The organism is Lacrimispora sp. BS-2, from assembly GCF_040207125.1.
Classification (GTDB): domain Bacteria; phylum Bacillota; class Clostridia; order Lachnospirales; family Lachnospiraceae; genus Lacrimispora.
Genome location: NZ_CP157940.1, coordinates 1,911,653 through 1,925,035, shown reverse-complemented (window position 1 = coordinate 1,925,035; position 13,383 = coordinate 1,911,653). Strand labels below are relative to the sequence as shown.

Sequence of the window (13,383 nt, the reverse complement as noted above, 5' to 3'; positions counted from 1 at the left end):
GATGCCTTTCCCAGTTTCTCCCTGCTTCTTTACACCATCTTCAAAGCGTCATGCCATAATTCATAATCAGGAATTGCGATATCATTCTTCATAAGTAATAATTCCAGTTCTTTATTACGCTGTTTGAGCAGCTCGGTTTTTCTTTGCTCATCATCAAGCATATCTCTCAGTATATCTGCCGCTTCTATTGCTTCATTTCGTGTCAGTCTGTTTTCCTGCATCTCATAAATCCCCGCTATCTTCCATTTTGCCCATTCGTTCATTTGTTCCATTTTCTGCGCTCTCTTTTTTCGGTCTGCCCCGCCGTTTCACAGCACTGATCCGCTCCCTTTCTTTCATCCGGTAGCTTTCACCTTCTATGGCAATAAAGCTGCAGTGATGCACAAAACGGTCAAGGATAGCTGTTGCCAGCACCGGATCAAAAAGAATACTCCCCCATTCATCAAACTGCTTATTGGAAGTGATGATGGTAGAGGTTACCTCGTATCTTTTAGAGATCACTTCATAAAGGTCGTCCACATTTGTCTGACCCAGCTTCTTGAGACCAAACTCATCAATCACCAGCAAATCCGGTGAAATGTATTTCTTCAGTTTCTGACGGAAAGAGTTGTCCGCACGGGAGATGTATAAATCCTCCATCATTTCCGAAAGTGTGGTGAACAGCACCGTATACCCCTGCTCAATGGCTTTGATGCCAAGCGCGATGGAGAGATGGGTCTTTCCGGTTCCGGGAAGTCCGATAAAAGCTATATTTTCTTTTTTCCTGATAAACTCGCAGGTTCCAAGGGAATAGATGACCTGACGATTTAGGCAGGGCTGCCATGAAAAGTTGAATTCTTCCATCGTTTTGTGCTGGGGCATACGTGAACGCTTCATTAGATCGTTGCGTCTGTTTCTTGAGCGGTTAAGGTTTTCATCGTTTATAAGCAGTTCAAGAAATTCGATATAGGACATCTGCTCCTTTGCTGCCTGTTCTGCCCGCATATCCGCCGTTTGGAGAATTCCGGCAAGATGGAGCTTTTTAATCTTTTCCTGTAATGAATCATTCATGACTGATCACCCCCAGTCCTGTCATTTGCCGGTAATCAGACAGATTTCTGATTTTGCTTCTTCCCTCCATAGACGATTCCTGTGCATCTTCCAGCGGAAGATTATACAGACCGCTTTCGCAGATCCTTTTTACTGCCCGGTAGGTAATGTTCCCATAATGGCATGCCCTTTTACAGGCTTTGTCTATAGCATCCTCCCCATATTTTTTCCGGAGTGCCAGGATACCGGAAATGCTCCGGTAATGATGGCACTGGTACATATCTGTATCCTTAAATGCTTCCAAAAATGCCAGTGCGCCTGACCCCACCTCCGCCATTTTTTCGCGGTAGCTTGACAAAAGCTCCTCCTGTGTTATTGTTTTGGTAGATGGGTAATGCTTCTTATCCGTCACATGTTCGCCCTTTGCATTTTCGCACAGGCTGTGGAGGGCGATCTCTTTTCCGGCATGGTAGATCTTCAGTAAATGATTCACTTCGATGACATCCACATCCATTCCGATATAAGTGTAAGGCACAGAATAATAATTGCCGCCATGAACGATATGGCAGTCTGTCCTTACGGTTGCTGTCCCGGATTTTGAAAAGAGAAAATCCTGTGCAGGGAGCGGCTTTAAATATGCTTTTTCTGTCTCAAGATATACGGTCTCCGGTTTTCGGCCGGTTGTCCCGTGTATCCGGCGGTTTGCCGTTTCTTTCAGCCATGACAGGAGAAACAGCTTTGCGTGCTCAAGCTCTTTAAAATCCCGTCCCTTAAAGCAGTTTTCTTTTACGTATTTCACGTTCGATTCTACTTTCCCTTTATCGGTTGGTGTGTATACCCGGCAGGGATTGGGCAGGAAACCATAGTGACCGGCAAAAGCGGCATAGGTACGCTGCACAGTCGGCTCATAAAAGTCTGCTTCTACGATAGCAGCCTTTAAGTTGTCAATCTTTACGGTCTGGGGAACTCCGCCAAAGTACCGGAATGCTTCTGTGTGGCACCGGATGAAGGTCTGCACGCTCTGATCCAGAGTAACAGCGACGTACATGTATCGGGAGTAGCTCAAAGACATGACAAATATCCATGCTTTACGGGGTGTTCCATTTACTTTCAAAGTTCCGATATAGCCGAAATCCACCTGTGCCTCTTCGCCTGGCAGGGAATGCAGCACCATGTAGGCGTGAGGCTGGGATTTCCTTATTTTTTTCACATAATCACGCAGGGTGGTATAACCGCAGGCAACTCCGAACTCTTTTTGCAGATCCTGGTGGATGCGGGTAATGGACAATTCCTTGGATAACTGGATTTCTATGTATTCCCGGTATTCATCCAGCATGGATGGCCAGGTTCCCTCCTGTGTTTCCTGTAGCAGCTCCTTTCCCTGCGTTTCTTCCCTGAGCACTTTGCGTACGGTTTTTCTGTCAACGCCAAGCATCTTCCCAATCTGGGTTTTGTTATATCCTTTCTGATACAGAGTCATAATTGTAGTTTTCATGTCTACCTCCAGCATAATAAATTTTCCTCCTTATGGGGAGATTCATTTGTTACGCTTTCAGTATAACTGTATCTTTATGTTAGGCATAACAAAGTGGGGAATTTTCTCCGCCAAAAGTGGGTATTTTTATTATGCCATTCACAGGCAGCTGCACATTTCCTTATGCATACGGTCCCAAAGCAGAGACAGGTAGCGCTCTGCACACTGAATGGTCCAATTTGCCATGTTCTGCCGGGACAGATGGATCTCATTGCGGGCAAACTCCTGCTCTAACCGGTACAATGGAATGGCATTTACATATTTCGAGTTTATGATGGCAGCTTCTAAAGATGGAGTCACAATGCTGTTGCGCAGAAGATCATAGGAGCGTTTTGCCTTTACCATGGTTTCGTTGTTCTTTCCAGCATAAACTGCCACATGGTGTTCCAGTACCTTGAAGGTAGCCGGGTGAAAATCCAGACGCTTATAAACTTCATCCGGCAGCCGTTTCCAGCCATCTTTGCCGAAGATCTGCTCCAGTTGGTCTTTGTCCAGTTCGTGCAGGACCTCCACGGTCTCAATGCCCTTTAAGTCTTCCTCACGCTTTCCTTTCTGTTTCCGGCGTTTATAGGTGCAGGGAGAAACCTCTTCCATTTCCGGTTCCAGGTCAGTCCCCAAGGCAGCAATGACCTCCGCCTCATTAAAGCAGTCATTCATGCTCAACTGGCCATCGATGTCCAGCTTTTCACTGGAACGCCCAAAGCGCTTCTGGTTTGCAATGGAAAGTTGTTCAATCAAAAGCTCCATGTTCCGGTTCATCTGGCCCATCTGCTCCTGCATGGATAAAAAGAGCTGCACAAGCATCTCTTTGCTGCACTCATTCAGTTGTTCTTCTGTAAATGTATTGGCCATGTCCATCGCTCCTGATTATAATAGTCTTATTATACTATACAGAGCAGGAAAAAGCGAATCCAGAAATCAGGAGGCATCGGCATTTTGACGAAACAAGATAGGTAGAAAAAAGAGTAGAAATGACTGGAGAAGCAGGGTATCCCAAACAGATATCCACAAGGAGACAACTCCGCAAGATGGGTGTCAAGGACAGGAGAAAAATCTTGGCATTCTCTTGTGGATAAGCGTCATTATGAAAAAAAGTACACTTTTTCTCCTCAGATAATTTCTCTGTTTTGCACAAACTCATAGAGGTCTCCTTGGCTGGATCTTTTTGATCCTCCGAGTCTGCTCAATAGACAGTCCCTGCATCAGCCAGGTATACTGTTCTGGAGTGATGGCAAGGACTTCCTGCTCATTGCGGGGCCACTGAAAACGGCCGGCCTCTAGTCTTTTATACAGAAGTAAAAATCCATCCTGTTCCCATAAGAGTCCTTTGATCCGGTCAGTCCTACGCCCGCAAAAAAGAAACAGGATCCCTGTCTGGAATGGATCAAGGAGGAACTGGTTCTTGACGAGAGTGGAAAGGCCATCAATTCCCCTACGCAGATCTGTATAACCGCATGCGAGGAACACCTTGTAACCACTGCCAGCATCATTAAGCATGATGAATGAGTTGGAGCAGCTTTTCCAACAGATCAGCCGAGATTGAATTCCTTATTTCGATGGAACAGTCGCCAAAGCGAATGATTGCATCCGGCTCCATTAAATTTCCAACAGCTGATCCGGTGGGAAGTTGGGCAAAGACCGGAGCCGGATTGGTCTGCTCCACGCCATCAAGGCAAGCCTCACGGACACGACGCAGGCGATAATAGTAATTCGCTTTTGTGATACCATGCTCATGGCACCAGGCAGCTACAGATATGTCTTTCGGGCGCATCTGGCAAGCCTGGATATCGGTAGCCCATTGCTGAATACGGTATTCTTCAGCAATCATACTAGTTGTAGAGTTCATTAGGTTCCTCCTGACCGGTACCAAAAGTTTAGTACTCAACTTTTTATACCAAGTAATAGTAGTTGAATCCATTATCTCAAAATGATCAGGAAGAGTATAGGTTCTCGCTATTTAACGTTTACTTACTACTTGTCAGATAAATATCAGATTGGAAGAGCAAGGATTCAAAAATATATAAGAGTAAGAGCATTGTCTATTGCCGCTTATCGTCAATTCAGAAACGGGCTAAACACTCGACTTCTTTTCTTTTTTAAAAACTTAAGAATTTATCAATAAGGTCGATTATAAAAATGTAGTATTATAAAAAGAAGTGTGAGGTAATAAGATGAATGAAGAAACATTAGTATTTGGTAAAGGTATTAAAATCTGGAGTATCATTTGCATCGTTTTAAGCGCTCTTGTTCTAATTGTCAATTGTACATTAGGATTTTTTGATTTGGCTGTTATAGGTGTTGCTAGCTGCGCAGCTTATATACTGTTGTTAATTAAGAAAAGAAAGATTGCTTTTTATGCCATTATAGTTATTACAATAATTACAATGGTTCTAAATGTGGCAATACATGATGTGGGTATTATAACCTCATTAACCGGTTTCTTAAATCCCATTATTACATTTGGTTTTCTATCAAAATATTGGAAACAGATGAAATAGGTTAATATCCATAGGTGCGGACCAATCTGTTTAGCAGAAGCCAGTTCATACACATCAATGCCTGGTACAAATTTAAGAATTCAGAGAATATTGAAGCTAAGAGTAATAAGGTGATTATATGACAGCAACTATCTAAAATGGTAGTTGCTTTTTTATTACAAGCAAAGCAGTACTTTATAAAAACACGGTTTGAAAGAGATATTTTAAGAAGGAAGTGTGAAAAAGGAAGGTATTTCCATGCTCTTGGATTTGTGATAAAATAAAAAAATAATATGACAATTGGAAGCTGGCGTTAAGGTGAGGTTTTTTTGCTAGCTTCTAATTTAGAAGGGACGATAGAAAATGCATATTAAAAAAGGTAAGAAAATAATGCCTCCTCCTTGGTTAGCTTACCCAAAGATTGAACGATACTCAATTGGCTGGCGCATGGGTTATGGAGAGGATTACATGATTCGATTTTCCAACTGGTGGGATACTCTTTCCCAAGAAGAACGAACGGAGTGCCAGACCTTATTTCCAGAGCCAGTTACATGGAAAGGCTGGTGGGAAGATAATGATACCGAACAAGTGCTAACACATGAAGAATTTAGTATTCCCTTATGGCAGCAACTTGGAGTGCCTAAATACACTCTAATCCAACTCCAACAGGAGGTTGCCATTGGTAAGCAGCATGACTTATGCCTGTTTTGGGGACATCAACCGTCAAAAGATGGAAGTATCACCAAAAGCTGTTTCAGTCAATGGTGGATAGAGGAATTCTGCTCTATAGCTCAGAACTACTGTTGCATGGAGCAATTTATGATGGAACAGAAAGCAAAACTGTTTGGAGACAAGGAAATAGGGCAACAGATTGTTGAACTTCAAAATCCTAGTCAGATTAAGGCACTTGGAAGAAAAGTCCGAGGTTTTGATCAAGCGCTATGGGATAAGGCCAAATATTCCATTGTACTTAATGGAAACTGGTGCAAATTCAGCCAGAACCGAGATTTAAGGGACTTTTTACTATCGACTGGCGACCGTGTTTTGGTGGAAGCAAGCCCTTATGATGCGATTTGGGGAATTCGACTCTCTGCTGACTCCTCTGATGCACAGAACCCGTTGAAATGGCGTGGCCAAAACCTATTGGGATTTGCGTTGATGGAAGTGAGAGATGAGCTTCGCAGGATTACACAAAATGAATCCCTTTGCGATTGGAGCATGGTAGATCAGTGAATAATCTAATAACATTCTTTATATAAAAACAATTAAAGCAGCCTTTTTGGCTGCTTTTTGAAAACAAGATTTTATGGGTGTCATTGATAAATTAACCCTTCTGTCGTATGATATGCTTAGAAGTGAAGGAGATAATTTTATGGATATTAAGAGATTATTAGAGAAAAAGAAAAAAGAACTGGTATTAGGTATAAAAACAACTGATCCTGTATCATCCGCATATAAATTAGGCGCATATAATCTTTGTGATGAACTACTAAATGTAATTAGTCAAAATAAAAGCAAGCAGAAACCGAATGATTTAAGTGTCGGAAAGACTCGGTGGGCCATAAAAGAAGAACCATTTTCAACTAATTTTAATATAGTTACAGGTGGCAGAGACGCTATAGGTAAGTGTATAAGCCGTTATATATTTAGATAAAAGCCAATAAAAGTAGTCCCATTTGGTTGCTTTTTTTAATGAAACCACAATTTTAAGGCAGGTGAATATATAAATTTATTATATGTTAGAATACAGTCTGACTACGAAAGAGAGACAAATGGAAAGTATAATCTGGTAGTATCGCTTAATAAACTAGAACCACACACGAAAGATTTTCTGAAAGCTTTATATGACAATGTTGATGATGTGAAATTTAAGTATGAATTATTGACGTTTCCTAGTTGGGCAACGGATAGCCCTGTGTATAAATGTGGTGATGATTATTATACTCATATAAAGTTGAAGCAAAGACTTATTAAATAGATGAAATCAGGATTTTTTAAGGATTTTCCCATCTTTTCTATATAAATTTTGTGTCCCGATTGACTGTAAAGGGGCGTAAACTGGATGATAAGGGTTGTATGATTTTTTTATATACGACTTGGCGACTAACACCGACACTTGAATTGATTGGATAAATATGGTATTATTTATGGGAGTTTAGGGGGTAAGTAAGGATATTAATTCTACTGTATGAGAGAGAGGAAAAGTATATGAAAAGAGTAATATCAACATTATTAATCACAATTTCTGTTTTAATGGCATTTTCAATGACTGCTTTTGCGGCGCCGCTACAACCGGTCTCAAGTGTGAATATTATAGAAAAAGGAGTTTGGGATAAGAACTTTGGTAGTCCTGCTCTAGATTCTATGAATGGTCGTGTATATTTTGCAGTAAGAACAATGGGTCATGGAAGCGCGGTTGCGACATATGATAATGTTAAGACAAAGGAATTTTGGCACGATGTAATTACAAATTATGCTGGTACACCGATTGGTTTTGATCGCTATTATGACTGTGGGCCTGTTACGACGGGAAAACATACATTTAGAATTAAAACTACTTCTTATGGTTCTCCATATAATACTATAGAGAGATCTGGTACATTTACATACTAATTAATATACTGATATTGGAGGTTTTTAAATGAGCTTAACCATAGGAAATAACTATGTAACAAAACCCCTAAGTTATCCAACTGCCAGAAAAGTTGAAGATAATATCTTTCAATTAAATACTTCTTCAGAAATAGAAAAGATAAGTGCAGAGGAAAACGTAGATAATCTAAGACCTGATTATTTGTATAGCGTGGTTCATTGTCTAACAAATCAGCCTCTGCATATGAAGTATGATGATACTTCTACAAAAGAGAATCCTGTCATTCTGGCTATAGGAAGGGATAAGCAAGGGAATAATTTTACTAGTAAAATTTATGTGAATAATGTAAATCCAGAAAATGCCTCTCCGGTTGAAATGATAGCGCTGAGTGTACATTTAAGGGAACAAAATGTCCCAGGAGAGGATCCGTCTTCCGTCCGGAGAATGGCCCATCGGTTACTTGAAACTGAGGATGTCCTTGAAAAGCAAAATTTTAAAACCCATATGGAAAAGGAATCCGACCAGCAAAAAAGGTGGGGATTTGACAAGATAGCTAACCAATATAAAATGGATTTAGAGTATTGTCTTTCTTGGTATCTCTCTAAAAAAGACAATGTAATAGATACATTAATAAATAGGTAAATTTACTTTTCGTAATAGTAATGAAATTCTAAGGTATATTAGTGCGACAATGTTAGGATTTACAACAAATGATATATCTTTATTTACAGACCTACTAAACTTAAATGTTTTAGGAATGATCCTTTTAACTAGGAAGCTATGTACTGACCTTTAAATCAGCACATAGCTTCTTCAATTTGATAAAATAATACAACTTGAAAAATATTAATTTACAAGCGGCTCGCCTTATTCCATTCTATATTTGCATCAACAAAATTGTGGATCAGCTTAACAGCTCCATCTACCCCAAGACGGGATAAGCTACAATGGGAATTGAATGATTGATAAAATAAGTGCTTAATACTTAATATTGATAGGATTTTATACTGACATCATGAGCAGTACACCAATCAGACACTTTCTGATTGCTTGCCCTGCATTCCTAAATCCGTTTAATCCCAAGGCTGATTTTGTGCAAGGATATGGCCGGGAGCTTCCAGAAAACGGATTAATTGTTCATACTGATCAGGGCTCACAATATACAAGTGGTAATTCTAGAACGCTGTTGAAACAGCATAAGGTGATTCATAGTAATAGTCGAAAAGGAAATCCTTATGACAATGCAATGATGGAATCTTTCTATCGTACATTAAAAAGAGAGCTCATTCGAGATGCTAAATTTGAAACACTCGAACAAGCCCAAATGGAAATTTTTAAATATATTGAATTATACTATAATACTAAGCGCATGCATTCTGCACTGGGCTATATTTCTCCTGTACAATTTGAGCGAAGAAATGCATAAAATCAACTTAACTTTGTGTCTAAAAAATGTTGACAAGTCCAATTTATTCACCAACTATGCAAGGTGTTTTTGCTGTGTACATTATGTAACCGACCTAGACGCTGCATTTGGGATGGGCTGTCGTAAAATGGTGGACAATACGATGGCGCCCCTGCAAACTGTGGCATGATCGTGTTAAAAGCCACAAATGCTTGCAGGGGTAAGCTATCAGTGATTTTGAAGTTTTCCATTTTGTGGCGACCTTATTCAGCAGATGCTATTAATAAGGCTCTTCCCACCAGCCAAATGCAATGCGGCTCAATATTTTTTCATCACTTGTTTCCGGAGGAAGACAATTTATCAAGAAATTCCCTCCTGGGGGACAAATGAATTTTCCGTCCTCTTCAGATACGATTGTCGTTTCAGCTGGACAACGCCGCCCGAATATTAACGTTCCTCCCGTAGGCTCTGTGTCGACATTTTCTGCATATAAAAACTGAACATTCGGTTTTGGAACAGGTTGTATTGCAGTGTTTGCGGAGCTTTGCATATCAGTTGGCTTCGCTGTACCTGAAGTTGTTGCATTCAGCCAAACCTGAAAGGAAAAAGGGATTTCAGTAACGTTACCTACCGTAAAAACATTTACGAAAAGCAATACGCCGGAACATCTGGGATTAAAAAGGCCAGCCCATGCATATTTGCCGGCGCCAAATTCTTCGCGGCTCAACCCTACGAAATATTTTCCCTGAAGAGATTTAGATAATGAAATTGGAATTTGCTCTGTTGTATTTTGAAACCCCGGTTGACAATACAGATTATTATACATTAACATTCTCCTCAATTTTAATTCTATTTGCACTACATTATATTGCATTAAATTTAGAACTGTTAATCTCAGATTTCTTTCCAGGGTTATATAAGCTATTCATTGGCTGCGATAGGCTATGAAATTATGTGCAGTAGCACACCTTATTCAATTACAGAAAGGACACAATTTTTAAAAGTGATAGTATCCTTGAGAGGTGTTTTTATGGATAAGCGGCAGTTATCCGGATGTGGTCGGCCCGTCAGAGGCCGCTATAGCAGTAAGGGCGCCGCTTGCCATGACCTTCTTTGCAACGATGCCGGCTTATACATATACGAGTTTGTGTTCAGATTGGAGGCTGTGGGAACCGCCGAGGCAGAAAAAGAAGGTGGATTGTAAAACTAAAAGATAAACAGATAGTCGTTGTCCAGGTTTATCCTGGTATAGTTCGGGACTGTGATCGGCAGCAATGATGGCTTGATTGGAATCCTGCCAGACAACGGTGAATACATAGATGTATCTCAGGAGAGGTTAAGGGTGAATGTGGCTTTTATAGGAATCGGAGGGTAATTGGGTGTCAGATGAAACTTTCAGCTGATAATGCCATAAATCTAATTTAGATGTTGTTGCTGTAATAATATCCCGGCAATATGGTGTAATTGAGCGGCGGTACCGATGTGTGAATAATCTTCATGTAACATTATCTGTAACCATACTGGGAGTGTTATAAAGTAAACCCTGGTGCTAGTACTTTTAAAAAGTAATTGGGATAAATTGTTTTTCATGTAATCACCTCAAAAATATAGTGTGATGAATTAGAAATAACAATACAGGAAGTATCTGGAAGTCAATGAGAGGAGAAAATTATTTTGAGACTGATTGATACAGATAAGTAAATATAAAGGTATTCTAAAGTGTGATGGTGATAAATTATTTAGGGATGTGTACTTGGCTATCCACAGCCAGATGAAATCACATGAGTGCTTGTAGACTATAAGAAATTCACATCGTCCTCATGGCTTGACTATAAAGTGCAGAGAGTGTGCAGTATTGCAGCCAGTATGGCAACGATGGCTTTTAATAATATCTTCAATAAAAATTGAAGTTGAAAGTAGGCTAATCATTAAGATTATTTACAAAATTTTAAATTTAATGAATTTACTGTACATTGGAAACATAATATTGATAGTTAGCAAGCTATGCCAATAATCAAAGGATTGGAATGGACCTTTAACACGGAAGCCGAAAAGTATGAAAAAATGCGTCCTGAGTATGTTCCAGAATTATACGAAGATATTTTTAATTTTATTACAATTGATAAAACAAGTAATGTTGTGGAGGTTGGAATTGGGGGAGGACAAGCGACATTACCGATTCTAAAAACAGGATGCAAGCTAACCGCTGTAGAATATGGTGAAAATTTAGCAAGATTATGTCGTCAAAAATTCAAGGAGTTTTCTTCTTTTTCAACCGTAACAGCAAAATTTGAAGACTTTGAGTATGATAAAAATGCTTGCGATTTAATCTAATCCGCATCTGCATTTCACTGGATACCGGAAGAAGTTGGATACACAAAGGCTTTTGAACTGCTTAAAAGCGGTGGTGCCTTTGCTCGCTTTGCTAATCATCCATACAAAGATAAAGGCAGAGAAGACATTCATGAGGCACTTCAAAAGATATATTCTGAATATATGCCTGGCGCTCCAAGTGCTAATGAATACAGTGAAGATGAAGCGAAAAAGCGTGCATATATAGCTCGGAAATATGGTTTTACTGATATAAGTTATAAATTATATCATAGGATAAGATCCTTTACAGCAAAAGAATACACATCGCTTCTCGCTACCTATTCTGACCATATTGCTATTGAAGAGCATACAAGAAAAAGATTCTTTTCAGAAATTGAAATAGCTATTGATAATTTAGGTGGCCGCATCACCATATATGATACTATAGATTTACAGCTTGCCAGGAAACCATGACTTTCTTTGTTAGCATGAGGTGAAGTCTGTTAAATAAATGAGGAAAGAAATGTTTAATCATTATTTTTCAAAGCAGAAGAAAGAGGTAAGAGCCTGGGAAAATAATAAAATGAAAATGCCAACATGGAAAATACCGGTGAAAATAAGACCCTCCAGAAATATTTTACACACACGTATATTTGAAATAACTGTCAGGTTATTGGAAGCAGCATAGATGATCCGTGCCTAACGGTGACTGAGTTCTACAAAAAAACAAGGGTGAAAGTGCAGTTAAATTATAAAAGTGTTACATTTGGGCATAATGTGAATAATATATAACAGGGGCAAAACAAGGAGGGGAATTTATGAGAGGCTATTTGTCCATTGCAATATTTTTCACCGGAATAATTTTAGCTGTATACATTGGATATTGGACTCTATTGATTAAACCAATTATGGTATGTGTTTCGGCCTCAGACGCAGGAGTGCTGACCTCCGCAATGACGACGATGACAATAATTAAATGTGCCATATCATGGCTGGTTGCGGGAGTGATTTTCGGATTGGGGTATATCGCTGCAATGATTGTGAGTCACAGATAATCCAGGACGTTTTATTGGAGGAAGAAACGATGTTGAATGAAGAAGTGCAAGCATGGGTAGATTTGGGTTTTTCTGAAGAAGAAGCAATAACTATGGCAAATGCAACGAAGGCCAGAAATGATGATGTTGAAATAACGGATGATGACTCTATTACTTCTTTTACCGATTCAATTAAAAGGAATATGAAGTAAAGCATATATAGCTAATACAACGAGCATCATAATGTAAACGAATTCCCGGATTTCATAATTAAAACAGATAAAGTGTGCGATATACAAGCTGTACGGGATAGGAAAAGGCTGCTATGTATATGGAAAGCATTCTGTGAAGCAGATACATATCTCATTAAATAAAATCGAAAAGAAATTATCCCCTTCTTTTTTTGATGGAATCAGCCGTGTATTATAAATTTCAATTATGTTGTTAGTATAGATAAGAGATTGCGAATTGCAGTAATGGAAAATGGAGAAGAAATTTCAAATTCATTTAAGATGTCTAAGAGAAAAGTGACAAGAAGAATAAATAATTGAGAATATAAATAAAACTAGAAATAATTATTAGAGTCATCAGAATATGAAAATCTGATGGCTTTTGTATTAGGAAAATAGTATAATGGGGGATAATATATATTAAAGCTGGTGGAAGCAGAGAGTTATGCACAGAGTAATGTAAGGCTTTCCGAAGCATTGCGTGCAGATGGGGTTCCTGCATCACATATTCTTCTGACAAAGGATGGGAGAGATTATGTAGTGGCACAAGAGGGCTGCTATCTGTTGAAGGAAAAACTTGCTGGTAGCCATATAAGAGAGGTATTTCAGCAGGACTATTTTTCAAATTTATAAATAGGTGCTATAAACGGATTGATGGAGAGAGATAGCCATGACAATCATATGTTAATGGTTGAAGAAACGCCTGACACCGCGTATGGCAGGGTTTACTATCGACGCTGACAGTTGGTCGGAATAGAAATAAGGCCG

The 13,383-nt window shown here is 39.3% G+C and carries 18 protein-coding genes and 1 pseudogene; 12 read left to right on the top strand and 7 right to left on the bottom strand.

Translation table 11 applies throughout. The features are described from left to right. Positions 1 to 29 precede the first annotated feature (29 nt). From ABFV83_RS09135 to ABFV83_RS09110, 6 genes are all read right to left on the bottom strand, one after another. Positions 30 to 272, bottom strand: coding sequence for a hypothetical protein (locus ABFV83_RS09135; protein WP_349944474.1), 243 nt, complete (start codon positions 270 to 272; stop codon positions 30 to 32). Next, positions 223 to 1,050 (bottom strand): IS21-like element helper ATPase IstB, encoded by an 828-nt coding sequence (gene istB / locus ABFV83_RS09130; RefSeq protein WP_349944476.1) that lies wholly within the window; start codon positions 1,048 to 1,050, stop codon positions 223 to 225. The genes ABFV83_RS09135 and istB overlap by 50 nt, the downstream gene beginning before the upstream one ends. Beyond that, positions 1,043 to 2,539 carry an IS21 family transposase gene (istA, locus tag ABFV83_RS09125; RefSeq protein WP_349944477.1) on the bottom strand — a complete coding sequence of 499 codons (1,497 nt, stop codon included), beginning with the start codon at positions 2,537 to 2,539 and terminating at the stop codon, positions 1,043 to 1,045. Before istA ends, istB begins: the two co-directional genes overlap by 8 nt. A 123-nt stretch (positions 2,540 to 2,662) precedes the next feature. Beyond that, positions 2,663 to 3,415: a transposase gene (locus tag ABFV83_RS09120; RefSeq protein ID WP_349948561.1), complete on the bottom strand. Its 753-nt coding sequence runs from the start codon at positions 3,413 to 3,415 to the stop codon at positions 2,663 to 2,665. Between the two features lie 285 nt (positions 3,416 to 3,700). Continuing rightward, a complete protein-coding gene (gene tnpB, locus ABFV83_RS09115) occupies positions 3,701 to 4,060 on the bottom strand; it encodes an IS66 family insertion sequence element accessory protein TnpB (protein WP_349948560.1) in 360 nt (119 codons plus the stop codon). Next, positions 4,053 to 4,409 (bottom strand): IS66 family insertion sequence element accessory protein TnpB, encoded by a 357-nt coding sequence (locus ABFV83_RS09110; RefSeq protein WP_349948559.1) that lies wholly within the window; start codon positions 4,407 to 4,409, stop codon positions 4,053 to 4,055. Before ABFV83_RS09110 ends, tnpB begins: the two co-directional genes overlap by 8 nt. Positions 4,410 to 4,734: 325 nt before the next feature. Between ABFV83_RS09110 and ABFV83_RS09105 the strand changes: the two genes are divergently transcribed. The 6 genes and pseudogenes from ABFV83_RS09105 to ABFV83_RS09080 all read left to right on the top strand — a co-directional run. Continuing rightward, the gene (locus tag ABFV83_RS09105; protein ID WP_349948558.1) at positions 4,735 to 5,061 is read left to right on the top strand and encodes a hypothetical protein; all 327 of its coding nucleotides are present in this window, start codon (positions 4,735 to 4,737) and stop codon (positions 5,059 to 5,061) included. Between the two features lie 342 nt (positions 5,062 to 5,403). Beyond that, entirely contained in the window at positions 5,404 to 6,273 is an 870-nt protein-coding gene (locus ABFV83_RS09100) for an NADAR family protein (protein ID WP_349948557.1), read from the top strand. A 139-nt stretch (positions 6,274 to 6,412) separates the two neighbouring features. Next, positions 6,413 to 6,694, top strand: coding sequence for a hypothetical protein (locus ABFV83_RS09095; RefSeq protein ID WP_349948556.1), 282 nt, complete (start codon positions 6,413 to 6,415; stop codon positions 6,692 to 6,694). Positions 6,695 to 7,248: 554 nt separating this feature from the next. Then, the gene (locus ABFV83_RS09090) at positions 7,249 to 7,653 is read left to right on the top strand and encodes a DUF4879 domain-containing protein (protein ID WP_349948555.1); all 405 of its coding nucleotides are present in this window, start codon (positions 7,249 to 7,251) and stop codon (positions 7,651 to 7,653) included. Positions 7,654 to 7,681: 28 nt separating this feature from the next. Further along, complete coding sequence (locus tag ABFV83_RS09085; RefSeq protein ID WP_349948554.1) at positions 7,682 to 8,275, top strand: hypothetical protein; 594 nt, start codon at positions 7,682 to 7,684, stop codon at positions 8,273 to 8,275. A 448-nt stretch (positions 8,276 to 8,723) separates the two neighbouring features. Beyond that, positions 8,724 to 9,059, top strand: a pseudogene (locus ABFV83_RS09080) (IS3 family transposase); the annotation flags it as partial. Between the two features lie 259 nt (positions 9,060 to 9,318). On the opposite strand, the gene ABFV83_RS09075 reads toward ABFV83_RS09080, so the two are convergent. Continuing rightward, complete coding sequence (locus ABFV83_RS09075; protein WP_349948553.1) at positions 9,319 to 9,864, bottom strand: DUF6143 family protein; 546 nt, start codon at positions 9,862 to 9,864, stop codon at positions 9,319 to 9,321. Between the two features lie 204 nt (positions 9,865 to 10,068). Here ABFV83_RS09075 and ABFV83_RS09070 point away from each other — a divergent pair, with 204 nt between their 5' ends. The 6 genes from ABFV83_RS09070 to ABFV83_RS09045 all read left to right on the top strand — a co-directional run bounded on the left by ABFV83_RS09070 (position 10,069) and on the right by ABFV83_RS09045 (position 12,597). Continuing rightward, complete coding sequence (locus tag ABFV83_RS09070; RefSeq protein WP_349948552.1) at positions 10,069 to 10,242, top strand: hypothetical protein; 174 nt, start codon at positions 10,069 to 10,071, stop codon at positions 10,240 to 10,242. A gap of 800 nt (positions 10,243 to 11,042) precedes the next feature. Next, positions 11,043 to 11,372 (top strand): methyltransferase domain-containing protein, encoded by a 330-nt coding sequence (locus tag ABFV83_RS09065; protein WP_349948551.1) that lies wholly within the window; start codon positions 11,043 to 11,045, stop codon positions 11,370 to 11,372. 162 nt (positions 11,373 to 11,534) lie between these two features. Continuing rightward, the gene (locus ABFV83_RS09060; RefSeq protein WP_349948550.1) at positions 11,535 to 11,825 is read left to right on the top strand and encodes a hypothetical protein; all 291 of its coding nucleotides are present in this window, start codon (positions 11,535 to 11,537) and stop codon (positions 11,823 to 11,825) included. 49 nt (positions 11,826 to 11,874) lie between these two features. Further along, on the top strand, positions 11,875 to 12,039 hold the full coding sequence (locus ABFV83_RS09055) for a hypothetical protein (RefSeq protein ID WP_349948549.1): 165 nt from the start codon (positions 11,875 to 11,877) through the stop codon (positions 12,037 to 12,039). Between the two features lie 130 nt (positions 12,040 to 12,169). Further along, entirely contained in the window at positions 12,170 to 12,406 is a 237-nt protein-coding gene (locus tag ABFV83_RS09050; protein WP_054741737.1) for a hypothetical protein, read from the top strand. 29 nt (positions 12,407 to 12,435) lie between these two features. Next, positions 12,436 to 12,597, top strand: coding sequence for a hypothetical protein (locus ABFV83_RS09045; protein ID WP_349948548.1), 162 nt, complete (start codon positions 12,436 to 12,438; stop codon positions 12,595 to 12,597). The last annotated feature ends 786 nt before the right edge of the window (positions 12,598 to 13,383 follow it).